The 22,840-nt window shown below is 64.2% G+C and carries 20 protein-coding genes; 9 read left to right on the forward strand and 11 right to left on the reverse strand.

Annotation, left to right across the window (positions count from 1 at the left end; genetic code table 11):
* Window positions 1-20: 20 nt before the first annotated feature.
* The 4 genes from sucC (at window position 21) to rlmM (ending at window position 3,904) form a co-directional block, all read left to right on the forward strand.
* Window positions 21-1,187 carry an ADP-forming succinate--CoA ligase subunit beta gene (gene sucC / locus G542_RS0110875; protein WP_012697880.1) on the forward strand — a complete coding sequence of 389 codons (1,167 nt, stop codon included), beginning with the start codon at window positions 21-23 and terminating at the stop codon, window positions 1,185-1,187.
* Between the two features lie 27 nt (window positions 1,188-1,214).
* On the forward strand, window positions 1,215-2,099 hold the full coding sequence (sucD, locus tag G542_RS0110880) for a succinate--CoA ligase subunit alpha (RefSeq protein ID WP_012697879.1): 885 nt from the start codon (window positions 1,215-1,217) through the stop codon (window positions 2,097-2,099).
* 133 nt (window positions 2,100-2,232) lie between these two features.
* Entirely contained in the window at window positions 2,233-2,784 is a 552-nt protein-coding gene (locus G542_RS0110885; RefSeq protein WP_012697878.1) for a type II secretion system protein, read from the forward strand.
* A 58-nt stretch (window positions 2,785-2,842) separates the two neighbouring features.
* The gene (gene rlmM / locus G542_RS0110890) at window positions 2,843-3,904 is read left to right on the forward strand and encodes a 23S rRNA (cytidine(2498)-2'-O)-methyltransferase RlmM (protein ID WP_027824119.1); all 1,062 of its coding nucleotides are present in this window, start codon (window positions 2,843-2,845) and stop codon (window positions 3,902-3,904) included.
* 54 nt (window positions 3,905-3,958) lie between these two features.
* Here rlmM and G542_RS0110895 read toward each other — a convergent pair whose 3' ends face one another.
* Window positions 3,959-4,621: a Crp/Fnr family transcriptional regulator gene (locus G542_RS0110895; protein ID WP_027824120.1), complete on the reverse strand. Its 663-nt coding sequence runs from the start codon at window positions 4,619-4,621 to the stop codon at window positions 3,959-3,961.
* Window positions 4,622-4,684: 63 nt separating this feature from the next.
* Window positions 4,685-5,335 carry a GntR family transcriptional regulator gene (locus tag G542_RS0110900; RefSeq protein WP_027824121.1) on the reverse strand — a complete coding sequence of 217 codons (651 nt, stop codon included), beginning with the start codon at window positions 5,333-5,335 and terminating at the stop codon, window positions 4,685-4,687.
* Window positions 5,336-5,513: 178 nt separating this feature from the next.
* Here G542_RS0110900 and G542_RS0110905 point away from each other — a divergent pair, with 178 nt between their 5' ends.
* Entirely contained in the window at window positions 5,514-5,849 is a 336-nt protein-coding gene (locus G542_RS0110905) for an SCP2 sterol-binding domain-containing protein (RefSeq protein WP_012697874.1), read from the forward strand.
* Between the two features lie 76 nt (window positions 5,850-5,925).
* Here the strand turns inward: G542_RS0110905 and pepN are convergent, their stop codons facing one another.
* A complete protein-coding gene (gene pepN, locus G542_RS0110910; protein ID WP_027824123.1) occupies window positions 5,926-8,556 on the reverse strand; it encodes an aminopeptidase N in 2,631 nt (876 codons plus the stop codon).
* Between the two features lie 329 nt (window positions 8,557-8,885).
* On the opposite strand from pepN, the gene G542_RS0110915 reads away from it, so the two are divergent.
* Window positions 8,886-9,146, forward strand: a complete 261-nt coding sequence (locus tag G542_RS0110915; protein ID WP_034985656.1) for a hypothetical protein — start codon at window positions 8,886-8,888, stop codon at window positions 9,144-9,146.
* A gap of 265 nt (window positions 9,147-9,411) precedes the next feature.
* Here G542_RS0110915 and hemH read toward each other — a convergent pair whose 3' ends face one another.
* From hemH to G542_RS0110935, 4 genes are all read right to left on the reverse strand, one after another.
* Entirely contained in the window at window positions 9,412-10,527 is a 1,116-nt protein-coding gene (hemH, locus tag G542_RS0110920; RefSeq protein WP_027824125.1) for a ferrochelatase, read from the reverse strand.
* A gap of 13 nt (window positions 10,528-10,540) precedes the next feature.
* The gene (locus tag G542_RS0110925) at window positions 10,541-12,922 is read right to left on the reverse strand and encodes a DNA translocase FtsK (protein WP_027824126.1); all 2,382 of its coding nucleotides are present in this window, start codon (window positions 12,920-12,922) and stop codon (window positions 10,541-10,543) included.
* Between the two features lie 109 nt (window positions 12,923-13,031).
* Window positions 13,032-14,150 (reverse strand): anhydro-N-acetylmuramic acid kinase, encoded by a 1,119-nt coding sequence (locus G542_RS0110930; RefSeq protein WP_051190026.1) that lies wholly within the window; start codon window positions 14,148-14,150, stop codon window positions 13,032-13,034.
* 54 nt (window positions 14,151-14,204) lie between these two features.
* Window positions 14,205-15,539, reverse strand: coding sequence for a peptidoglycan DD-metalloendopeptidase family protein (locus tag G542_RS0110935; RefSeq protein WP_027824128.1), 1,335 nt, complete (start codon window positions 15,537-15,539; stop codon window positions 14,205-14,207).
* Between the two features lie 222 nt (window positions 15,540-15,761).
* On the opposite strand from G542_RS0110935, the gene G542_RS0110940 reads away from it, so the two are divergent.
* Genes G542_RS0110940 through recJ form a run of 3 tightly spaced genes read left to right on the forward strand, consistent with a single transcriptional unit; the run spans window position 15,762 to window position 18,894 of the window.
* Window positions 15,762-16,169 (forward strand): vWA domain-containing protein, encoded by a 408-nt coding sequence (locus tag G542_RS0110940; protein ID WP_027824129.1) that lies wholly within the window; start codon window positions 15,762-15,764, stop codon window positions 16,167-16,169.
* Entirely contained in the window at window positions 16,166-17,173 is a 1,008-nt protein-coding gene (locus G542_RS0110945; RefSeq protein WP_027824130.1) for a hypothetical protein, read from the forward strand. The genes G542_RS0110940 and G542_RS0110945 overlap by 4 nt, the downstream gene beginning before the upstream one ends.
* A 29-nt stretch (window positions 17,174-17,202) precedes the next feature.
* Window positions 17,203-18,894 (forward strand): single-stranded-DNA-specific exonuclease RecJ, encoded by a 1,692-nt coding sequence (recJ, locus tag G542_RS0110950; protein WP_027824131.1) that lies wholly within the window; start codon window positions 17,203-17,205, stop codon window positions 18,892-18,894.
* Window positions 18,895-18,909: 15 nt separating this feature from the next.
* Here recJ and bluB read toward each other — a convergent pair whose 3' ends face one another.
* The 4 genes from bluB to G542_RS0110970 are packed head-to-tail and all read right to left on the reverse strand — an operon-like array spanning window position 18,910 to window position 22,699.
* A complete protein-coding gene (bluB, locus tag G542_RS16685) occupies window positions 18,910-19,581 on the reverse strand; it encodes a 5,6-dimethylbenzimidazole synthase (RefSeq protein WP_051190027.1) in 672 nt (223 codons plus the stop codon).
* On the reverse strand, window positions 19,578-20,219 hold the full coding sequence (locus G542_RS0110960) for a TetR/AcrR family transcriptional regulator (RefSeq protein WP_012697863.1): 642 nt from the start codon (window positions 20,217-20,219) through the stop codon (window positions 19,578-19,580). The genes bluB and G542_RS0110960 overlap by 4 nt, the downstream gene beginning before the upstream one ends.
* 18 nt (window positions 20,220-20,237) lie before the next feature.
* Window positions 20,238-21,098 carry a mechanosensitive ion channel family protein gene (locus G542_RS0110965; protein ID WP_012697862.1) on the reverse strand — a complete coding sequence of 287 codons (861 nt, stop codon included), beginning with the start codon at window positions 21,096-21,098 and terminating at the stop codon, window positions 20,238-20,240.
* Between the two features lie 2 nt (window positions 21,099-21,100).
* Complete coding sequence (locus tag G542_RS0110970; RefSeq protein ID WP_012697861.1) at window positions 21,101-22,699, reverse strand: peptide chain release factor 3; 1,599 nt, start codon at window positions 22,697-22,699, stop codon at window positions 21,101-21,103.
* Window positions 22,700-22,840 lie beyond the last annotated feature (141 nt).

A 22,840-nucleotide genomic window follows, 5' to 3' on the forward strand; every position in this document is an offset into this window, starting at 1 on the left:
CCCAAAAAGAGAGAGAAACCATGAACCTGCACGAATACCAAGCCAAGGAGCTGCTGGCCAAATACGGCCTGCCGGTGCAACAGGGCATTCTGGCCTCCAACGCCGACGAGGCAGCAGCGGCATTCGACCAGCTCGGCGGCAAGTTTGCTGTTGTCAAGGCCCAGGTGCATGCCGGCGGCCGTGGCAAGGCCGGTGGCGTCAAAGTTGTCAAGAGCCGCGAAGAAGCCGCTGATGTCGCCGCGACCCTGATCGGCAAGAACCTGGTGACCTACCAGACCGATGCCAACGGCCAGCCGGTCAACAGCGTCCTGGTGTGCGAGGACATGTACCCGGTCGAACGCGAACTGTACCTCGGTGCTGTCGTGGACCGCTCCACCCGCCGCGTGACTTTCATGGCTTCGACCGAAGGCGGTGTGGAAATCGAGGAAGTGGCGCACAACACGCCGGAAAAAATCCTCAAGGTAACCGTCGATCCGCTGGTCGGCCTGCTGCCGTTCCAGGCCCGTGAAGTCGCTTTCGCGCTGGGCCTCAAGGACAAGCAGGTCAACGAATTCGTCAAGCTGATGACTGGCGCTTATCGCGCCTTCGTCGAAAACGATTTCGCCCTCTTCGAAATCAACCCGCTGGCCGTACGTGCCAACGGTGCACTGGCCTGCGTGGATGCCAAGGTCGGCATCGACTCCAATGCCCTCTACCGCCTGCCGGCCGTGGCTGCCCTGCGTGACAAGTCGCAGGAAAACGAGCGCGAGCTGAAGGCTTCCGAATTCGACCTCAACTACGTGGCGCTGGAAGGCAACATCGGCTGCATGGTGAACGGTGCCGGTCTGGCGATGGCCACCATGGACATCATCAAGCTCAAGGGTGGTCAACCGGCCAACTTCCTTGACGTAGGCGGTGGTGCCACCAAGGAGCGCGTGGTTGAAGCGTTCAAGCTGATCCTGGCTGACCCGTCGGTCAAGGGCGTGCTGATCAACATCTTCGGCGGCATCGTGCGCTGCGACATGATCGCCGAGGCCATCATTGCTGCCGTCAAGGAAGTGAATGTCACCGTGCCGGTGGTGGTGCGTCTGGAAGGCAACAATGCCGAACTGGGTGCCAGGCTGCTGGAAGAATCCGGCCTCAAGCTGACTTCGGCCCAGGGCCTGAACGATGCCGCCGAAAAGATCGTCGCCGCTGTTGGCGCCTGATCCACGTACCGAATACAGGAGTCAACCATGAGCGTTTTGGTCAACAAAGACACCCGTGTGCTGGTGCAGGGCTTTACCGGCAAGAACGGCACTTTCCACTCTGAACAGGCACTGGCCTACGGCACCAAGGTTGTCGGTGGCGTGACCCCGGGCAAGGGTGGCAGCGAACACCTCGGCCTGCCGGTGTTCAATACCATGAAGGATGCCGTGCGCGAAACCCGCGCCGACGCCTCGGTGATCTACGTGCCGGCACCGTTCGTGCTGGATTCGGTCATCGAAGCCGTCGATGCCGGCGTGAAGCTGATCGTCACCATTACCGAAGGCGTGCCGACCCTCGACATGCTGAAGGTGAAGCGTTATGTCGAGGAGTCCGGTGCCCGCCTGATCGGCCCGAACTGCCCCGGCATCATCACCCCGGGCGAGTGCAAGATCGGCATCATGCCGGGACACATCCACAAGCCGGGCCGCATCGGCATCGTGTCGCGTTCCGGTACCCTGACCTACGAAGCCGTGGCGCAGACCACCGTGCTGGGTCTGGGCCAGTCCACCTGCATCGGCATTGGCGGCGACCCGATCCCGGGCACCAGCCACATTGATGCCCTGAAGCTGTTCCAGGACGATCCGGACACCGACGCCATCGTGATGATCGGTGAAATCGGTGGTACTGCCGAAGAAGAAGCAGCCGAGTTTGCCAAGTCCTACGTCACCAAGCCGATCGTGGGCTACATCGCTGGCGTAACTGCGCCGAAAGGCAAGCGCATGGGCCACGCCGGTGCCATCATTTCCGGTGGCAAGGGTACGGCCGAAGAAAAGTTTGCTGCCTTTGAAAAGGCTGGCATCCGCTACACCCGCAGCCCGGCTGAAATCGGCACTACCATGCTGGCGCTGCTGAAGGAAAAGGGCATGGCCTGATCCCGGCATCCTTGTAAAGATGCCGGTGGACGTTGTCCGCCAGCCACAGCAAGCCACCTCCGGGTGGCTTTTTTCATGTCCGGCCCATGGAATGATGGATAATCATTTGTCATTTTCAAATGGGGGGCGTGTCATGAAAAACCAGTCGGGCTTTACCTTGATCGAACTGTCCATCGTGCTGGTAGTGATTGGCCTGATCATCGGGATGGGGTTCAAGGGCAAGGACCTGATCGACAGTGCCAAGACCAAGAGCCTGCAAACGCAGATCATGAAAATCCAGACAGCGTTCAATATTTATTATGAGCGCAACGGGTTTTATCCCGGACTGGGCCTGAATGGTAACGCCCGTTTGGCTGGCGATAATCCGGCCAATTACAACACCACGCAGTTTCGGGCTGACCTGACCGGCTCAGGCATTTTGTCGCCGCAAGAACTGAAAAGCCCGTTGGGCGCAACGTGGGGTGTTTATGCCGTCAATGGCAAGCTGATGCTGGATCTGGACGGTGCCAACACGGATGCCAAATATGTCTGCCAGCTGGACAGGCTGATGGACGATGGCGTGCCCGGCACGGGTACGGTGCAGGCTGGGGTCAATAACGGAAACCTTTATACCGTCGACAGTGACTGCTACTCCAGCGCCGTTGCCGGCAAACAGAGCGATCTCTGGGTCCAGCTGCTGCCCTGACGATTGACAGCTTTCCGGTTTGCCCATACAAAGCCTCATTGTTGAATGAGGCTTTTTCATGTCTGTCGTTTTTCTTCTGCAAACCCGGCCTGGCTTCGAGCGCGATGCACAGCAAGAGGCCCGGACCGTGGCGCTGGAGCGTCGCGGTCTGGAGCTCAAACCTGTCGAAACCGGCGAAGGCTTCGTGCTTTTGCAGTCCGATGCGCCACTGACCCCGTTTGGCTGGCGTGACCTGGCCTTTTCACGCACCCTGTCGCGGGTCATCGCGGACATTCCGCTGGGAGACCGGGATCGTCTGACTCCCATCCTGGACGTCGTGGGCCAGAAGGCCATGACCTTTACCTCGGTCTGGCTGGAGTGGCCGGATACCAATGACGGCAAGGCCATGTCAGGCTTTGCCCGCAAGTTCCAGCCGCTTCTGGAAGAGAAGCTGGCCGCTGCCGGCAGGCTGGGCCAGGATGCCTCCACCCGGCTGCAACTGTTTTTTCCGTCAAAATCCCGGGTACTGGTATCGGTCAGCGAACCGCAGTGGGGAGCGCCGTGGCCACTGGGAATCCTGCGCCTGCGCATGCCTACCGATGCGCCCAGCCGCTCCACGCTCAAGCTTGCCGAAGCGTTCGAGGTGTTCCTGGGTGAGCAGGGCCAGCAGGACAAGCTCAAGCCCGGCATGACGGCCGTGGACTTGGGTGCGGCACCGGGTGGCTGGACATGGCAGCTGCTGCGGCGCGGCATCAAGGTCTATGCCGTGGACAACGGGCCGATGAAGGGATCGTGTGACGGTCATCCGTTGGTCAAGCATCTGCGGCAGGACGGTTTTCGCTTTCGCCCGCCCCATCCGGTCGACTGGCTGGTTTGCGACATGGTGGAACGTCCGGGGCGTGTGGCCGAACTCATGGCTGACTGGCTGGCCGAGGGTTCGGCGCGGCAGGCCGTGTTCAACCTGAAGCTGCCGATGAAGAAGCGTGCCGAGGCGCTGTCGGATGCGCTGGAGCGCATTGACGCACGCATGCTGGCGGCAGGTCTGGCGTACACCTTGCAGGTCAAGCAGCTCTACCATGATCGCGAGGAAGTCACGGTCTATCTGGCGCGTCCCGCGGCGACTGGCCGGCGCCGGCGCTAGTCATGCATCTGTAGAAAACCCCGCTGTGGTTGAAGGCGGGGTTTTTTGTCCGGGCTAGAAGCGCCTGGGAAGGGGTTTGGTCACCCGGATGCGGCCGAACTCATCCACCTCTATGTATCCCCCCTGCCGCAGTGCCCGCATCATGCGGTTGACCATCTCACGTGACAGGCCGATGCGCTCTCCGAGATCGCGCTGGGTAATGGGGGCCGGCGGAAAGGCCGGACATTCGCGGGCCATCTCGTCCATTTTTTCCAGCAACCGGCGCAGCTTGGTATAGCCGTCCGGCTGCGCCAGCATTTCGATGTAGTCCAGCAGGTGGGCTACTCCGAGGGCGATCTGCTGGGCGCAGGTTTTCCAGGCCTGGGGATGCCGGTCCATGGCGGCCTCCAGCAGGTCCGTGGAGATTTTCCAGCACTGCGAAGGATAGACGGCATGTACCGTGGCATTCAGCAAGGTCTGGCCTGCAAGGGCAGGCAGTCCGATGCAGCTGCCGGCCTTGATGTAGCCAAAGGCAAACGGCCGTGTGCCTTCTCCGGTCTGCATGGTGGCATTCATCAGTCCCTGGATCAGGAAAAATACGTCACTGTGTACGGTATTCTGTTCGCACACCAGTTCGTCCGGTTCGAAAGTAACCAGTTCTCCCTGGCGCAACAGTTCATCAAGGTCGGTCGGCGACCAGTTCTGGAACAGGGCAAACTGCGAAAGGATATTGTCCATTAATCAAGCACAACGGTCAGGGCCATCAAACACCATGGCTAAAGGATAGCCGGTAAAACGAAATTAACTGAGTGCCTCGCGCAGGATGCGCCGGTAGGTCGATGCAAAGTCGGCAATTGCCGAGCGCACCCGGTTTTCGTCCCGGGCCGTAATGGCCTGCAGCGTGGCCTCGACCAGCTCGCTGGTCTTGGCCATCTGGGTTTTCCCGCTGTGGAGGACGGCATAGAAGCAGCGCTGGGTCAGGGGCAGCAGATCGTCCAGCGTTTGCTGCAGGTAGCGGTTGCGTCCCAGCGGGTAGAGCTTTTCCAGTAGCTCGATGGCGCTGTCGTAGTAAGCCGGCAGGTCTTCTTGCTGCTGGGCCTGTGCCAGACGGGTGCCGATGTCGAAGAACGGGGCCAGTTCCTCGCTGTGCCAGCTGTGGCAGAAGGCCACCAGTACCTGCTCGACCAGTGCAAACCAGAGTTCGAAGAACTCATCGGCGGCATCGGCATCCAGGGCCGATACCACGGCCCCCCGGCGCGGATAGATCGTGACTAGGTGCCGACGCTCCAGAATCAGCAGGGCCTCGCGGACCGAACCGCGGCTGACGTCGAGTTCGGCCGCAATGCGCAGTTCCTGGATGCGCTCTCCGGCGGTCATTTCTCCCAGGATGATGCGTTTGCCCAGAAAGCGGGCGATTTGCTCGGTCAGCGAGTCGTTCGCCTTGAATGTCATTGTGTAATCCCGTGATGAATCATTGGTTTTGTGTGGGGCTCGTGTTTGTGCGCGGTATTGTCCTGCTGTTGGACATGCAGGCCAAGCGGCAGACGCGACATATGCCGATGGCTTGCTAGGGCCGCATTAACTCGCTAGTATCAAACACTCGTTTGATACTGACTCCCTGGAGATGTCCATGGCCTTGCCCGCGACCCTCGAAGAACTGTTTGCCGGGATGCCGGCCCGCCTGAAAGCCGATCGTGCCGCTGGCCTGTCGAGCTGTTTTCATTTCAAGCTGTCGGGTGAACCCGGCGGTGAGTGGACCGTAGTGATTGAAAACGGCCAGTGCACGGTATCCACCGGGCTGGTCGGCGAAGCCAAATGCCTGGTTGAAGCCACCGGCAGCGATTATCTCGCCATTGAACGCAACGAAGTCCGCCCGGAAATGGCCTTCATGCAGGGCAAGATCAAGCTCTCCAACCTGCCGGAAATGCTGACCCTGATGCAGGTGTTCGAACGCCCGGCCGAATAAGCCTTCCGGCCGTACCGGCACGACTGCAAAGGCCCGGGATTCCCGGGCCTTTTCCATGGCGCGCATGCCGGAACGATCAGTCATCCAGCGCCAGGCTTTTTGACACGATTTCGTATACGTCCTTCGACAGGTCCGGCGCGGCGGCAATGCGCTGCAAGGCCGCCTGCATCAGCTCCCGCCGGGCGGGATCAACCTTGCGCCAGCGGTTGAATGCCGTCACCAGCCGGGCCGCCACTTGCGGATTGATGGCATCCACGGCCAGAACCTGATCGGCCATCAAGGCATAACCGGCACCGTCGGCACGGTGGAAAACCGCCAGATTGCGTCCGAAGCTGCCCAGCAGGGCCCGCACCTTGTTGGGGTTGGACAAGGCAAAGGCCGGGTGCTGCATCAGCCCCTGTACCACCTCCAGCGTGTCTTCCCGGCTGGCGGCCGCTTGCAGGGCAAACCACTTGTCCATCACCAGCGCGTCATCCTGCCAGCGCAGGCCGAATTCCGAGAAGGCCGCTTCGCGCTCTGGCGCAGCCAGGTCCCGCAGGGCTACCAGGGCGCCGATCTGGTCGGTCATGTTGTCCGCGCCGGCTACTTGCTGGCGGGCCAGTGCGACAGCGGTAGCTTCACCGGCCGCAACCAGACAGGCAAGACTGAGCTGCTTCAACGCGCGCCAGCCCTTGTCCTGATGGCTGAACTCCGTCCGGGAGCAGGCTTCGTACACGGCCAGCCAGTCCGAACGCAGGCGGCGGCCCAGCTCGCGCCGCACGAGTTCCCGAACCCGCACGAGGCGGACCGGATCGACTTCTTCCAGCGTTTCCAGCAATTCGGTTTCGCCGGGCAGGGTCAGCGCCAGGGCGACAAAGGCCGGGTCCAGCGAGTGATCCCCCAGTACCGCAGACCAGGCAGCGATGAATTCGTCCGGTACCTCAAGTGCTTCCCCGGCAGCATCGGCGGCGTACAGCGTACGCAGCACACGGCCGGCCAGCGTCTGGCCGGCTTCCCAGCGGGCAAAATCGTCCGGGTCGTTTGCCAGCAGGAACGCCAGTTCGGCATCCGTGTAGGGATAGTCAAGACGCACCGGTGCGGAAAAACCGCGCAGCAGGGAGGGCACTGGCCGGGCTTCGATGCCGACGAAGGTGAAATGCTGCTCGGCTTCCGTGAGTGACAGCACCCGGCGGGTCGGACCCGGCTCGTTGTCGTGCGCCAGTGTCAGTGGCAGCTCGCGACCGTCCGGTGCCAGCAGGCCGATGGCCAGCGGGATGTGCAGCGGCTGCTTGTCAGGCTGGCCGGGAGTCGGCGGCGTGGTCTGCCGGACGGTCAGCGTCAGGGTCTGGCCAAGCTCGGAATACTGGGCGCTGACTGCCAGATGCGGCGTGCCGGCCTGGGTGTACCAGCGGCCGAACCGGGTCAGGTCGACGCCGTTGGCATCGGCCATGGCTGCCCGGAAATCGTCACAGGTGGCAGCCTGGCCATCATGGCGCTTGACGTACAGGCGCATGCCTTTCTGGAAGCCTTCCTCGCCCAGCAAGGTGTGGTACATGCGGACGACTTCGGCGCCTTTTTCATACACCGTCATGGTGTAGAAATTGTTCATCTCGATATACGACTCGGGCCGTATCGGATGCGCCATCGGGCCGGCGTCTTCGGGGAACTGCATGGCGCGCAGGGCCTTGACGTCCTCGATGCGCTTGACCGCGCGGCTGCCCATGTCGGCAGAGAATTCCTGGTCCCGGAACACCGTCAGCCCTTCCTTGAGGCTGAGCTGGAACCAGTCGCGGCAGGTGACGCGGTTGCCGGTCCAGTTGTGGAAGTATTCGTGGCCGATGACCGATTCGATGGCGTCGAAATCGGCATCGGTGGCCGTGGCGCGGCTGGCCAGCACGTATCTGGTGTTGAAGATGTTGAGGCCCTTGTTCTCCATCGCGCCCATGTTGAAGTCGCTGACAGCCACCACCATGAAGGTGTCGAGGTCGTACTCCAGCCCGAAGCGGGTTTCATCCCATGCCATGGCCTTCTTGAGCGATGTCATGGCGTGCTGCGACTTGTCGATGTCCTGCGGCTCGACCCAGATTTCCAGTGCCACCTGGCGCCCGCTACGGGTGGTGAAGCTGTCGCTCAGGCAGGTCAGCTTGGCCGCTACCAGGGCAAACAGGTAGGACGGCTTGCGATAGGGGTCGACCCACTTGACCCAGTGGCGGCGGCGGTCAGTCTGTCCTTCGCCGACACGGTTGCCGTTGGAGAGCAACACCGGAAAGCGCTGGCGGTCGGCCACGATGGTGGTGGAGAACTTGGCCATCACGTCCGGACGGTCAAGGTAATAGGTGATCTTGCGGAAACCTTCCGGTTCGCACTGGGTAAACAGGTTGCCCCGGCTGGCGTACAGCCCCATCAGCGAAGTGTTGGCGTACGGATCGACACGGGTCACCACTTCCAGCGTGAAACTGTCGGGTACGTCACGGATGGTCAGGGTTTCGTCATCCAGGGCGTAGGCCGTCACCGGCAGCGGTTCGCCATCCAGTGCCACCGACAGCAGCTCGGAACTGCCGTCGAGCACCAAGGGCTGGCCGGGGTCGGCTGCCGGATTGCGACAGACCATCAGCCGCGACTCCACCCGCACATCGTCATCGCGCAGGTCGAAAACCAGATCAACAGCGTTGATCAGGAAAGGGGAGGGGCGGTAATCGCTGCGGTAATGGATGCGCGGTTGGCTCATGATCCGTGACGGTCCGTGGTTCGAAAACCAGCGGATTATACGCCGGCCACCTTACGCGTTTCCTGCTGCAACCGACATTCTGTCGGTGCGCTGACCAAGGGCTGGGACAGGCACACAAATGCGACACCTGTCAGCATGCCAGGATGACAGGCGACCAACGGCAAATGGTCCGACCAGCGGCAAAATCACGCAAGGACGGGCAATTGAAAGCCTGTTCAGTATGCTAAATGGCTGTTTTTGACGTAAGAACAGGTAAAACTACGTATTGTTCGTTTTCTTGAGCGCTTGCTAGGTTAGCGCTTTCCTGACCTTTGACCGAGGAGAATGAAATGTCGGACTGGAGCAACGAAAGCGGTCTTGATGCAGCCACGCATGCCAATGCCCGTGGTTTGCTGGCTGCGCTGCTCGAACTGGATGCCTTGCCGATGGACGATGACGAACCGGCCACGATACGGCCAAGGCTGGGTGCGATGGCCACGCTGGTGTGTGCTGCGCAACCCATCGGGCATGTTCCCTGCTGCCCTGTCCACATTCCGGCTCCCCCCCGCGTGTCGCGGACACGGGAACGGGATGACTGCTGCCTGTGCTGACAGGCTCTGGCCGCAGCAGCGGCAAGATCCGTCATGGCACACTGGCAACCGGGCATGTCGTGGAGCGGATAGGGTGACAGGCCCGGCAGGATGCTGCGGGGCGTCAATCCTGACCTGAAGGGTTTCCCTTGTCCGGGATGCAAGACCAAGGGCAGGCACCAGCCTGCCCTTGGGTATCTCTGCTCCAGGGGCGCCACCTGTCCGGGCGGTTTTGCCTGGCAGATGGCCGGCACCGGAGTGACTGCTCCGGCATCCGGCGGGTGGTTCAGCCGACCTCCAGCGCCGGTGCTGCAGCGGGCGCACCGGCTGCTATCTGACAGGCTCGCTGGTGGCTGTCCGGCGATGCATCGCGCGGGGTCCAGCCGGCCAGCTGCTCGTCCACCAATCCGGCCAGTGCATCCAGCCAGACCGGGTCGTCATTCAGGCAGGCGATGGCGTGGAACTCGCGGCCACCGGCTCCGATGAAGGTCTGCCGGCCTTCCAGGGCGATTTCTTCCAGTGTCTCGACACAGTCAGCCACAAAGCCCGGACAGATGACGTCCAGCCGCTGCACGCCTTCTCCAGGCAAGGCAGCAAACCGTCCGGCAGCATAGGGCTTGAGCCAGGCTGCACGACCGAACCGCGACTGGAAGGCGATTTCCCACTCGGCCGGAGCCAGTTCCAGCTCCTCGGCCAGCAGGCGGGCGGTGGCATGGCATTCGCAGAAGTACGGATCTCCCTGTGCCAGGGTGGCTTCCGGCATGCCGTGAAAACTCATCAGCAGCCGGTCCGGGCGGCCGTGTTCCTGCCAGTGGCTGCGCACGCGTGCAGCCAGTGCCCGGACATAGGCCGGATGGGCGTGGAAGTGCCGGACCAGACGCATTTCCGGCGGGTTGCGGCGGGTGCGCATCCAGTCGGCGGCGGCGTCCCAGGTTGAAGCCACCGTGGCGGCGGAATACTGCGGATACATCGGCAGCAGCACGATGCGGTCGACGCCCTGTTCGCGCAGGGCATCCAGCCGGCTGGCCACCGAGGGACTGCCATAGCGCATGGCCCAGTCGACCACCAGTTCGCCCGCCAGGGCATGCTGTTCCAGCCGGCTGACCACGCCTTCGGCCTGCCGGCGGGTGTAGACCGCCAGCGGTGAGCCTTCCGGCAGCCAGATGGCGGCGTATTTTTCGGCGCTGGCACGGGGCCGGGTCCGCAGGATGATGCCGTGCAGGATCGGCCACCACAGCCAGCGTGGCAATTCGATCACGCGCGGATCAGACAGGAATTCGGTCAGATACGGCCTGAGCGCGGCAGCGGTCGGGGCAGCGGGCGTGCCGAGGTTGACCAGCAGGACGGCAGTTTTTGGGGCGCTGCCGTGCCGGTGGACAGGTTCGGGGCGATAGCGGGGCATGTTGTTACCTGGGTTAGTCGGGTTGCGCCGGCGCCAGCACGCTGCGGTTACCGTTGTGCTCGGCTGGTGACACCAGCCCGGCAGTTTCCATCTGCTCGATCAGGCGGGCGGCACGGTTGTAGCCGATGCGCAGATGGCGTTGCACCGACGAAATGCTGGCCTTGCGGGTCTTGATGACAATGGCGACGGCCTGGTCGTACAGCGGGTCGCTCTCGCTGTCCTCGCTGCCGCCTTCTCCGCTGCCAAAGCCGGGAATGTCGCCGCCCACGCTCTGGGCAGTTTCGCTGGCGGCTTCGCCGGTCAGGATGCCTTCGACGTAGTCCGGCTCGCCCGTGGTCTTGAGGTATTCCACCACCCGGTGTACTTCGTCGTCGGCGACAAAGGCGCCGTGGGCCCGCAGCGGGTAGCCGGAGCCCGGCGGCAGGTAGAGCATGTCGCCTTGGCCCAGCAGGGTTTCCGCACCCATCTGGTCAAGGATGGTGCGGCTGTCGACCTTGCTGGACACCTGGAAGGCAATGCGGGTCGGAATGTTGGCCTTGATCAGGCCGGTGATCACGTCCACCGACGGACGCTGGGTGGCGAGGATCAGGTGGATGCCGGCTGCGCGGGCCTTTTGCGCCAGCCGGGCGATCAGCTCTTCGATCTTCTTGCCGGCCACCATCATCAGGTCGGCCAGCTCGTCGATCAGCACCACGATCACCGGCAGGGTGTCGAGCGGCTCGGGAGCATCCGGGGTCAGGCTGAACGGATTGGGCAGTTTTTCGCCCTTTTTGGCCGCGTCGCGGATTTTCTGGTTGTAGCCCGCGAGGTTGCGCACGCCGAGCTTGGACATCTGGCGATAGCGCTTTTCCATTTCCGCCACGCACCAGTTGAGCGCGTTGGCGGCCTGTTTCATGTCGGTCACCACCGGTGCCAGCAGGTGCGGAATGTCCTCGTAGACCGACATTTCCAGCATCTTCGGGTCGACCATGATCAGGCGCACTTCTTCGGGTGTGGCACGGTAGAGCAGTGACAGGATCATGGCGTTGATCGCCACCGACTTGCCCGAACCGGTGGTACCGGCCACCAGTACATGCGGCATCTTGGCCAGATCCGCCACCACCGGCTTGCCGGCAATGTCCTTGCCCAGCACCACGGTCAGCTTGCTGGCCGCATTCTGGTAGGTGTCGGCACCGATGATTTCCGACAGGCGCACGATCTGGCGTTTGGCATTGGGCAGCTCCAGTCCCATGTAGGTCTTGCCGGGGATGGTTTCCACCACCCGGATGCTGACCAGGCCCAGCGCACGGGCCAGGTCCTTCATCAGGTTGACGATCTGCGCGCCTTTCACGCCCACGGCCGGCTCGATTTCGTAGCGGGTGATCACCGGCCCCGGATAGGCGGCAATCACCTTCACTTCCACGCCAAAATCGGCCAGCTTGCGCTCGATCAGGCGCGAGGTGTATTCGATGGTGTCGGCACTGACGCCTTCCTGCGAAGCCGGCGGAGCGGTCAGCAGCGACAGGGTCGGCAGCTCGGCTTCGGCGGCCGTATTGCTGGCGCAGGCAACCGGTTTGGGTGCCGGCTCGAACAATGTGTGCTGTTGCGGCTCGCGGCGCTTTTCTTCCTGCTTCGCCACCTTGGGTGACAACGGGATTTCCAGCAACGGCGGCTCGATGCGGACCGGCGGCTTGTCATCCTGCTTGCGCTTTTCTTCCTTGACGCTGGCATCGCGCTCGCGTGCCTGCTGGCGGCCGATCTTGCGGTCTTCGCGGGCTTCCCAGCTGTTCTTGGCCCACAGCAGCCCTTCTTCGATACGGGTGCCGATCTTTTCCATCAGGTCCAGCCACGACAGGCCGGTAAACAGGGAAATGCCGATGGCCCAGACCAGCAGCAACAGCATGGTGGCGCCGGCAAAGCCGATGAACTGCTGTAGTCCCAGCCCGACAAAGCGTCCGAGCAGCCCGCCGGGAGCCAGCGGCAGGTTGATGTCGAGGCTGTAAAAGCGGATGGCTTCGAAACCGCTGGAAGCAACGAGGATCATGACAAAGCCGGTCGAGGCAATGGCCGTGACCTTGTCGAGTGCCGGGGACACCCGGCGGATGTTGCGGTAGCCCCAGAGCACGATCGCACCGCAGAACACCACCAGCCACCAGGCCGACAGGCCGAACAGGTAAAGCAGCATGTCTGACAGGTAGGCACCGAGGGTGCCGCCCCAGTTGCCGATGGCCGGGTGGCCGCCGATGCTGTGCGACCACGACGGATCGGCGGGCGAGTAGCTGGCCAGGATCAGGACGAAGTATACCGCCGCGGCCACCATGACCAGCCACCAGGCTTCTTGCAGCAGGTTGGCGAGCCGGGGCGGCAGCGGGGTGGACGAATTCTTGACGACCGGTTTGCGTTTGAACAGGCGCATTGTGTTCGTGGTTAGCCTTGATGCGACGATTATATAAGCGGGAATCCGGGTAAATCAGTTTGCCGGGGCGACTTTACCCGGATTGGGTGGTATCGGCATGGCAAACGCATCAACGGGGATGAACGGCGCCCAGCACCCGCAGGCCGGCTGCGCCGGTGACGGCGGGCAGGTTGCCGGCCTCGCGGCACAGGCAGGCGCGTGCCAGCCACGCAAACGCCAGCCCCTCCACCCACTGCGCCGGCACTCCCAGTTCATCGGTACCGGCAAGACGCACGGCCGGTCCCAGTGCCTGGGCCAGATCGGCCAGCAGCAGCGGGTTGAACGCACCGCCACCGCAGACGTACACGGCGGCCACGCCAGGCGTGCAGGCGAGAATGGCGTCGGCGGCACTGCGGGCTGTCAGCAGCGTCAGCGTGCGTGCCACGTCGGCCGGCCGCTCGCTGCCATCGAGATGCTGCGCCAGCCAGTCGAGGGAAAACAGGTCGCGTCCGGTGCTTTTGGGTGCCGGCAGGGCCAGGTAAGGCTCGGCCAGCAGGCGTTCGAGCAGGGCCGGCAACGGCTGTCCTTGCGCCGCCCAGGCACCGTTTTCATCAAACGGGCGATGCAGGTGGTGCTGGCACCAGGCGTCCAGCAGCATGTTGCCGGGGCCGGTGTCGAATCCGCACACCGGCTGACCGGGTACAAGGCGCGTCAGGTTGGCGATGCCGCCGATGTTCAGCACCACCCGGGCTTCGGTGGCGCTGGCAAACACCGCCTGATGGAATGCGGGCACCAATGGTGCGCCCTGGCCGCCGGCGGCGATGTCGCGGCTGCGGAAATCGGCCACCACGTCGATGCCGCACAGCTCGGCCAGCCGCGCCGGCGCATTGAGCTGCACGGTATAGCCGGCATGCGGGGCATGGCGGACGGTCTGGCCGTGGCAGCCGACCGCGGCAATCTGCCCGGCGGCCAGGCCGGCCTTGCGCAGGACCGCCTCCACCGCTTCGGCGTACAGCTGTGCCAGTTCGAGTGCCAGCAGCTGGCTGCGGGTGATTTCGTCGTGTCCCGGTGTTTGCAGGGCCAGCAGGGCGGTCCGCAAGGTCGCCGGGTAAGGGCAGGCGGCATGCGCCAGTGCCTGTGGCGTGGCTCCGGAGAAACCGGCCAGCACGGCGTCCACACCATCCATGCTGGTGCCGGACATCAGGCCGATGTAATAGCCGCTGGCTGCGGACTCGATAACGCTGGACATGCAAACGCCCCGTGGGTCAAGACGGGGCGATTGTAGCGGGAGCCGCTGGCCGGGTCAGTCGATGCGTGCCAGCACGCTGCCTTCGGGCAGCTTGGCCACGACATTCATCTGCCGCTGGAAGGCGACGTTCTGCGTGCGGAACTTGCCCAGCTGCGCCACCGACAGCGACGGCGTCGGCAGGGCGTGCACGGTCGGATCGACCGGCGTGCCGGCCACGCGCAGTTCGAAGTGCAGGTGCGGACCGGTGGAACGGCCGGTGGAACCGACGTAGCCGATGATGTCGCCGGCCTTGACGGTCTGGCCGGCCTTGAACTTGCCGAAACGGCTCATGTGCGCATACACGGTGTCGTAGCGGTTGGCGTGGCGCAGGGTGATCACGTTGCCGTAGCCACCGTCACGGCGCACGTCCAGCACCTTGCCGTCGGCGGCGGCGCGGATCGGCGTGCCGCTGCTGGCAGCGTAATCAATGCCGGCGTGCTTGCGGATGCTGCGCAGGATCGGATGGCGGCGGAAGCCGAAGCCGGAGCTGACGCGGGCCCCGTCGACCGGGCGGGCGTCAAAGCCCTTTTTCAGCGCCTTGCCGGCGGCATCGTAGTAGCTGCCGGATTCAGCGTCATGCGCAAAGTAAAAGGCGCTCCAGCGCTGGTCGCCACGGCGGACTTCGGCGCCGAGCACCCGGCCGGCGCCCATGTCTTCCCCGTCGAAATACAGGGTCTCGTACACCACGTCCACGCTGTCGCCGGACTTGAGCGTGTTGAGGTTCACCTGGTCGCCGAAGATTTCCTGCAACTGGGTACGCACGTCGCCGGGCAGGCCGGCGCGACGGCTGGAAGCGGCAAAGCTGTCGCTGATGCGGATGGCGCGCGGGGTTTCGATGGCGGCGGTTTCCACGGCGTCGGCGCTGATGCCCCAGTCGCCCTGGCCGTTCTTGCGGATGCTGACGAGGTTCTGTTCGCCGTTGCGGTCGTCGCGCAGGTAGCGGATGGCAAAAAGCTCGCCGCTGTCGTTGGTTTCGATGTGCAGGGTGGCGCCGGCCGGCAGGCTCAGGAGCTCGCGGCCGATCTTGCCCTTGGCCAGAAAGCGCATGGTTTCGCCGACACTGACACCCTGACGCTGCATGACGCTGGAGAGCGTGTCGCCGCGCTGGATGGTGTCGGCCCGCCAGTAGCGCGCGCCGCTTGGTGCCGGGATGGTAAACGCCGGCAGGGCCAGTGTTTCGGTCAGGGTTTCCACCGGGGGCAGGGGGGTCGAGGCATCGGTGGAAACGGCAAAAGCGGTAGCCGCGCCGGTCAGCGGCAACAGGGCCGCCAGGGCAAACCATCCGGCATGGGATACATGCAGGCTGGCAAGGGCTTTTTGCGGGAGGTCAAGCAGTTTGCGATAATTCATTTTTTTGCGAAGTGCGCCGGCAGCGCAAAGGCAGTGCCGGCGGGGCTTAACAGACAAATGTGGCTGTCCTGGCAAGGCAGCCACACTGGCAATGGAGGCAATAGACGGCGGCAATTGTAGCGAAATCGCCTTGGGGCGGAAACCCGCATTTGTCACACTATTGCCAGTAAATCAGTCGCTTAACCGGAGCTTATCCGGCAGGTGGAAGAGAGGAAAAACAAGGTGGAAGAGCGCAAAAACATGCGGGAACTCTTGCTGTTTCTGGGCCGGATCGTCTGGATCTTCGTGATGGTATCGGGCTGGGTACTGCTGTTCGGACTGGGCTGGATGTACTTCACCTATGTCAAACCGCACTACGACGAGGCGCGTGACATGCGCCAGGCGTTCGAGCAGGCCGTGGTGGCCGGCGCCGACCTGCCGGCCTTGCAGGCCCGCTTCGTGCCGGCGCCCGACGGCAAGAAGTCGCCGGTGGCGCCGCCTGAAGTCGAACAGGTTCCGCCGCAGTACGCCGGTGGCGTGCCGCGTTACGTATTGCGCTGGCAGCGCACCGATGCGCCTCTGGCCGCGCTGGGCGTGGTGTTCCACTTCAGCGCCATCGCGCCGCATGCCGACATGGGAGCCGAGCGTTGAAACTGACCGTCCTGCTGCCGGGCCTGGCCTGGCCGGATGCCGACACGCTGGAGGCGGCTACCGACGGTCTGGTCCTGCCCGAGCTGTCGTGGCTCCTGGCGCGGGCCGCGCGCACGCCACTGGAACAGGACGCCGACCAGGTTCTGGCCCAGCAGTTCGGACTGGGCTACACGCCGGTTGCACGGGTGGCCGGGCTGGCCGATGGGCTGGAAACCCGTCAGGGCTACTGGCTGCGCATCGACCCGGTCTACCTGCGTGCCGAGCGCGAGGCGCTGGTGCTGGCCGACAGCGGGGTGATGAGCATCTCGCAGCAGGAGGCCGACCGGCTGGTGGATTCGCTCAACCGGTTTTTTGCCGAAGACGGCCTGCGCTTTCATGCGCCGGTGCCGGACCGCTGGTATCTCGAAGGCCGCCAGCCATGGCGGGCCGAATTCACCCGGCTGGAAGCCGTGATCGGCGAAAATGTCGATACCCACCTGCCGCGTGGCGAAACCGCCCTGCTGTGGCACCGCTGGCTCAACGAGCTGCAAATGCTGCTGTTTTCGCAGGCAGTCAATGCCGAGCGCGAAGGCGCCGGTGAGCTGCCGATCAACAGCGTCTGGCCGTGGGGTGACGGCGACTGGCCCAACAAGCTGGCTCACCGCTTTGACACCGTGCTGGCCGACGATGCTTTTGCCTGCGGTCTGGCCCGGCTGTCCGGTGCCCGGCTGGAGGCGGCGCCGCATGCCTTTGACGGCATGCGCGACGTGCCCGGCCGGCGGGTGCTGGTCCAGCTTGACCGTCTGGTCGGTGCATCGCAATACCGCGATGCCTTTGGCTGGCGCGAGCACCTCGAGGCACTGGAGACCGACTGGTTTGCCCCGCTGCGGCTGATGCTGACCGCCGATGGTCTCGAAGAGCTGACCCTGCTGGCGCCGGGACGCCGCGGCTTTGCCGCCACCGTGCGGCCTTCGGCGTACTGGCGTTTCTGGCGCGGCCGGCCCGCGCTGTCCACCTTGTTGTAGTCCGGCCCTGTGGCCGCAGATGGTTGTCCATGACTCTGATTGTTTCCCGCAGTGCCCCTGACGGCGTGGTTGCCGCCCTGACCGGCGACGGCGTGTCGCCCCTGATGGCGCGCCTGTTTGCCGCCCGTGGCATCGAACACGCCAGCCAGCTGGATGCCGGGCTGGCCCGGCTGATCCCGTTTTCCCGGCTCCGCAATGCCGAGGCCATGGCCCGGCGACTGGCCGACGCCATCGCCCGGCGCGAGCGCCTGCTGGTGGTGGCTGACTACGATGCCGACGGCGCCACTGCCTGCGCCCTGGCGGTCAAGGGCCTGCGGGCCTTTGGCGCCACGGTGGATTTCATCGTTCCCAACCGCTTCGAGTACGGCTACGGCCTGACGCCGGAGATTGTCGGGCTGGCGGCCGAACGTGCCCCTGACATCCTGCTGACGGTCGACAACGGCATTGCCAGCGTGGCCGGCGTCAACGCCGCGCGCGCGCTCGGCATGGAAGTGCTGGTGACCGACCACCACCTGCCGGGCGACGAGTTGCCCGAGGCGCTGATCGTCAACCCCAACCAGCCCGGCTGCGACTTTCCTTCCAAGCATCTGGCCGGCTGCGGCGTGATGTTCTACGTGCTGATGGCCCTGCGTGCCGAGCTGCGCGCCCGCGGTGCCTTTGCGGCCGGAGGCGAGCCGAACCTGGCGCAATGGCTGGACCTGGTGGCACTGGGGACGGTGGCCGACGTGGTGCGGCTGGACGACAACAACCGCATCCTGGTCGAGCAGGGGCTGCGGCGCATGCGCGGCGGACGGGCATCTCCGGGCATCGCGGCACTGTTTGCCGCCAGCGGCCGCCCGATCGCCAAGGCCTCAAGCTTTGACCTTGGCTTCATGCTCGGGCCGCGCCTGAATGCTGCCGGCCGGCTGGACGACATGACCTTCGGCATCGAAATGCTGCTGGCCGAGCGCGAGGACAGCGCCCTGGAGATGGCGCGCGAGCTGGACCGCATGAACCGTACCCGGCGCGAGATCGAGCACGGCATGCAGGACGAGGCCACGCTGCAACTGGCCGGCTTTGATCCGGCCGAGCGCTTTACCCTGTCGCTTTACCGCGATGACTGGCACCAGGGCGTGGTCGGGATTGTCGCCTCGCGCCTCAAGGACCGCTTTCACCGGCCGGCCATCGTGTTTGCACCGGGCGATGCCGGCGAGATCAAGGGCTCGGGGCGCTCGATCGCCGGTTTTCACCTGCGCGATGCGCTGGACTTGGTCAGCAAGCGCGAGCCGGGCCTGATCCGCAAGTTCGGCGGGCACGCCATGGCCGCCGGCCTGACGGTGCTGGAAGCCGACCTGCCGCGATTTTCGGCGGCATTCGAGCAGGTGGCGCGCGAGTGGCTGGACGAAGCGGCCCTGACCCGGCGCATCGAAACCGACGGTGCGCTGGCCGTGACCGAACTGGCGCTCGACACTGCGCGCGAGCTGGCGCTGACCGTGTGGGGGCAGGGCTTTCCGCCGCCGAGTTTTAGCGACGTGTTCCGGGTGCTGGAGCAGCGCATTGTCGGCGGCAAGCACCTGAAGCTGACGCTGGGCAAGGACGGCGGTGAATTCGAGGCCATGCTGTTCAACCACAGCGAATTCCTGCCCGAGCGCATCGACGCGGTGTTCCGCCTCAATGTCAACGAATGGCGCGGGGTCGAGCTGATGCAGCTCTACATCGACCACTGGCGCGCGGCGGCCTGAGCCGCCGGCGGGAGGTCAGTAGGCGCTGGGGGTGGGGCCGGCGCCGTCGGGCCAGCCGTTTTCGAACAGGATGTCGTCCAGCGGCAGCCGGGCGCCGAAGCCGGCATCCTCGAACTGCGGGCGCGGGTAAAAGGCATCCACCGGCCCGAGGCACAGGACGGCAATCGGCCGGGCGCCGGTGGGCAGTGCCAGCCGTGCCGCGAGCCGCGCCGGCTCGAAAAACGACACCCAGCCCATGCCGATGCCTTCGGCACGGGCTGCCAGCCACAGGTTCTGGATGGCGCAGGCGGCCGAGGCCAGCGCCATGTCCGGCATGGTGCGGCGGCCGATGATGTGGCGGCCGTCGTCCGGCATCAGCACCGAGACCAGCAGTTCCGAGCATTCGCGGATGCCCTCGATCTTGAGGCGCAGGAATTCGGCCTGCCGGCTGGGCAGCGTGGCCGCAGTCTGCTGGCGTTCGACCTCCACTTCGGCATGGATGGCCAGCCGCAGGGCCGGGTCGGTGATGCGGATGAAGCGCCACGGCTGCATGTAGCCGACCGACGGCGCGAGCCGGGCGGCTTCGAGCAGGCGTTCGAGCTGGCCGGCCTCAAGCGGGGTGCCGTTGAAGTGGCGCATGTCGCGCCGTTCGCGGATGGCGCGCCACAGGCCTTGCTGTTCGGCCGGGTCAAAGGCTGCGGAGTTCATTGGTAGCGGGCAATCAGGCTGCGGAAAGTGGGCAGGTAGCTTTCTGCAATATAGGGCTTGAACAGCGCCAGTACCTGGACGGCTCCCCGCCGGCCGGCCGCTTCGGTGATCGGCTCCCTGGGGCGGGCGGTTTCTTCGAAGGCAAACCAGAATTTCGCCACCAGCCAGATGTTGGTGACCAGTGGTTCGATGTCTTCCTCGTCGATGTGCACGAGCCCGATGCGGGTGAATTCGCGGAACAGGCCGATCAGGCGTTCTTCGAGGTCGGTGTGGATGAACTGGTGGTATTCCGACTGCATTTGCGGATTGCGGGCCAGCAGGCCCGGCAGGTCGTAGAACATGAAGCGGAACTGCCACATGGCCTGGAACACCGTGTCGAGGTACGGCTCGAGGTCGGCCACCGAGATGTCGCGGTCGGTCGGCGCGGCCAGCCGTTCGGACAGGAAGGCTTTGTAGCGCAGGAAGATCTGGTAAACGATCTCTTCCTTGTTGCGGAAGTGGTAGTACAGGTTACCGGGGCTGATGCCCAGGTGTGCGGCAATGTGGTTGGTGGTGGTCGACCGCTCGCCCTGTTCGTTGAACAGGACCAGGCTCTCGGCAATGATGCGGTCGTAGGTTTTGAGGCGCGGCTTTTTCATGCGGAGGCGGCAGTTCGGTCAGGACGGGTCGGTCTGGTCGGCAGACGGGGGCCGGGCAGGATGGAACGCTGCCAGGAAGCGGTGCAGGATGTCCTGCTCGACCGTCTGCTTGCGGATGCGCGGCACGGCGATGCGCAGGTTGAGGCGGACGATTTCATCATCGACGATCTTCAGTGACACGCGTGGCGCAACCGAGGGCGTGTCGATGAGGTGCATGGATTCCAGTGCCTTCATGTGGGCCTGCGCCTCTTCAAGGAACGGTGCACAGACTTCGCGTGCCGCATTGATCAGGATGTGCTCGGCTTCCAGCACGTCGGCTTCAAGGCTGACCGGCACGGTGATGACGTGGACGATGAAGTTGCCGGTGTAGTCCTCGCGGGCCAGCGCGTGTCCCAGCAGCAGGCTGTTGGGGAAGGTGATCAGGCGGCCGGTCTGCTGGTGTGCGTCGTGCTGCGGGCCGATCTCGACGATGGTGGTGGTCAGCACGCTGATGTCCACCACCCGTCCGCGCAGTTCGCCAAGCTCGATGCGGTCACCGATGTTGTAGGCCTTGCTCATGGTGCGGTAGAAGCTGCCCGACAGGCACAGGATCACCTCCTTGAAGGCAATGGCGATCGCCGAAGCGATCACCACCAGCGATACCGCTACCGTTTGCAGCTCGCGTGACCAGATGGCCACGATGCCGATCAGGCCGGCGATCAGCAGCGCATTGCGCAGGTTGACCGACCAGCGCCGGCGCATCTCGATCGAAATCTGCGGCTGGCGCGCCAGCGCGCGGACTGCCAGCACGCGCACGGCCACCAGGCACGCCAGCAGGATGCCGGTGCGCAGCAGGTCGTTGGCCGGCAGCGCACGCCAGAGTTCGCCGAGGCTTTCCATGGTTACGACAGCTTGACCGCGTGTTCGCGGGTGGCGTGGAAGACAATCGCCGGATGACGCTCGCTGGCCAACTCGAGGTTGACCCGGTTCGGCGCCAGGTAGGCGAGGCTGCCGGCCGCGTCGACGGCGAGGTTGTTGATGGCGGCGCGCTGGAATTCGGCGAGCTTGGTCCGGTCTTCGCAGCTGACCCAGCGGGCGGTCCAGATCGGGCAGGATTCGAACACCGCCTCGACGCCGTACTCGGTCTGCAACCGGTGAGCCACCACTTCGAACTGGAGCACGCCCACCGCGCCCAGGATCAGGTCGGCGCCGTTTTCCGGTTTGAACACCTGCACGGCACCTTCTTCGCCCAGCTGTTGCAGGCCTTTCTGCAACTGCTTGATCTTGAGCGGGTTGCGGATGCGCACGGCCTTGAAGATTTCCGGCGCAAAGAACGGGATGCCGGTAAAGGCCAGCTGTTCGCCTTCGCTGAAGCTGTCGCCGATCTGGATGTTGCCGTGGTTGGGGATACCGATGATGTCACCGGCAAAGGCCTCTTCGACGATTTCGCGGCTGTGCGCCATGAATGTCACCACCGAGCTGGCGGCCACGTCACGGTTCAGGCGCAGGTGCTTCATCTTCATGCCGCGCTCGAACTTGCCCGAGCACACGCGCAGGAAGGCGATGCGGTCGCGGTGCTTCGGGTCCATGTTGGCCTGGATCTTGAACACGAAACCGGAGAAGCGCTCTTCGTCCGGGCTGACCACGCGCACGGTGGCGTCACGCGGACGCGGCGGCGGAGCCCAGCCGATCAGGGCGTCGAGGATTTCCTTGACGCCGAAGTTGTTGATGGCCGAGCCGAAGAACACCGGGGTGAGCTTGCCGGCGAGGAAATCCTCAAGGTCGAATTCGTTGCTGGCCGCTTTCACGAGTTCGATCTCGTTGCGCAGCTGCCCGATTTCCAGCGGGAAGAGTTCGTCCAGCCGCGGGTTGTCGATGCCGTCGATGACATCGAATTCGTGTGGCAGGCGTTCGCCGCCGGCATCGAACAGCAGCACCTGGTCGTTGAGCAGGTGGTAGACGCCACGGAAGGTCTTGCCCATGCCGATCGGCCACGTGACCGGCGCGCAGCGGATCTCGAGGATGTTTTCGACTTCGTCGAGCAGCTCCAGCGAGTCGCGCACTTCCCGGTCGTACTTGTTCATGAAGGTGACGATCGGGGTGTCGCGCAGGCGGCAGACGTTCAGCAGCTTGATGGTCTGTGCTTCCACGCCCTTGGCGGCGTCGATCACCATCAGGGCGCTGTCGACGGCGGTCAGCACGCGGTAGGTGTCTTCGGAGAAGTCCTGGTGCCCCGGGGTGTCGAGCAGGTTGACCACGTTGTCGTAGTAGTCGAACTGCATCACCGAGCTGGCGACCGAGATGCCGCGCTGCTTTTCGATTTCCATCCAGTCCGAGGTGGCGAACTTGCCGCCCTTTTTGCCCTTGACGGTGCCGGCTTCCTGAATGGCACCCGAGAACAGCAGGAGCTTTTCGGTCAGGGTGGTTTTACCCGCGTCAGGGTGGGAGATGATGGCGAAGGTACGGCGGCGCTGTGCTTCGCGGGCAATGAATTCGGACATGGCAGGTTCGGCGGTGGAAAACGGCTGAAAAAACAGCGGATTCTAGCGGATTTTGCCGGTCGGGCGAAGCGCCCGGTCAGCTGTGGTCTCGCACCGCCATGCGTTCAGCGTAGAATGGCCGCCTTGCGCGTTAAAGAATCC

Source organism: Laribacter hongkongensis DSM 14985 (assembly GCF_000423285.1).
Classification (GTDB): domain Bacteria; phylum Pseudomonadota; class Gammaproteobacteria; order Burkholderiales; family Aquaspirillaceae; genus Laribacter; species Laribacter hongkongensis.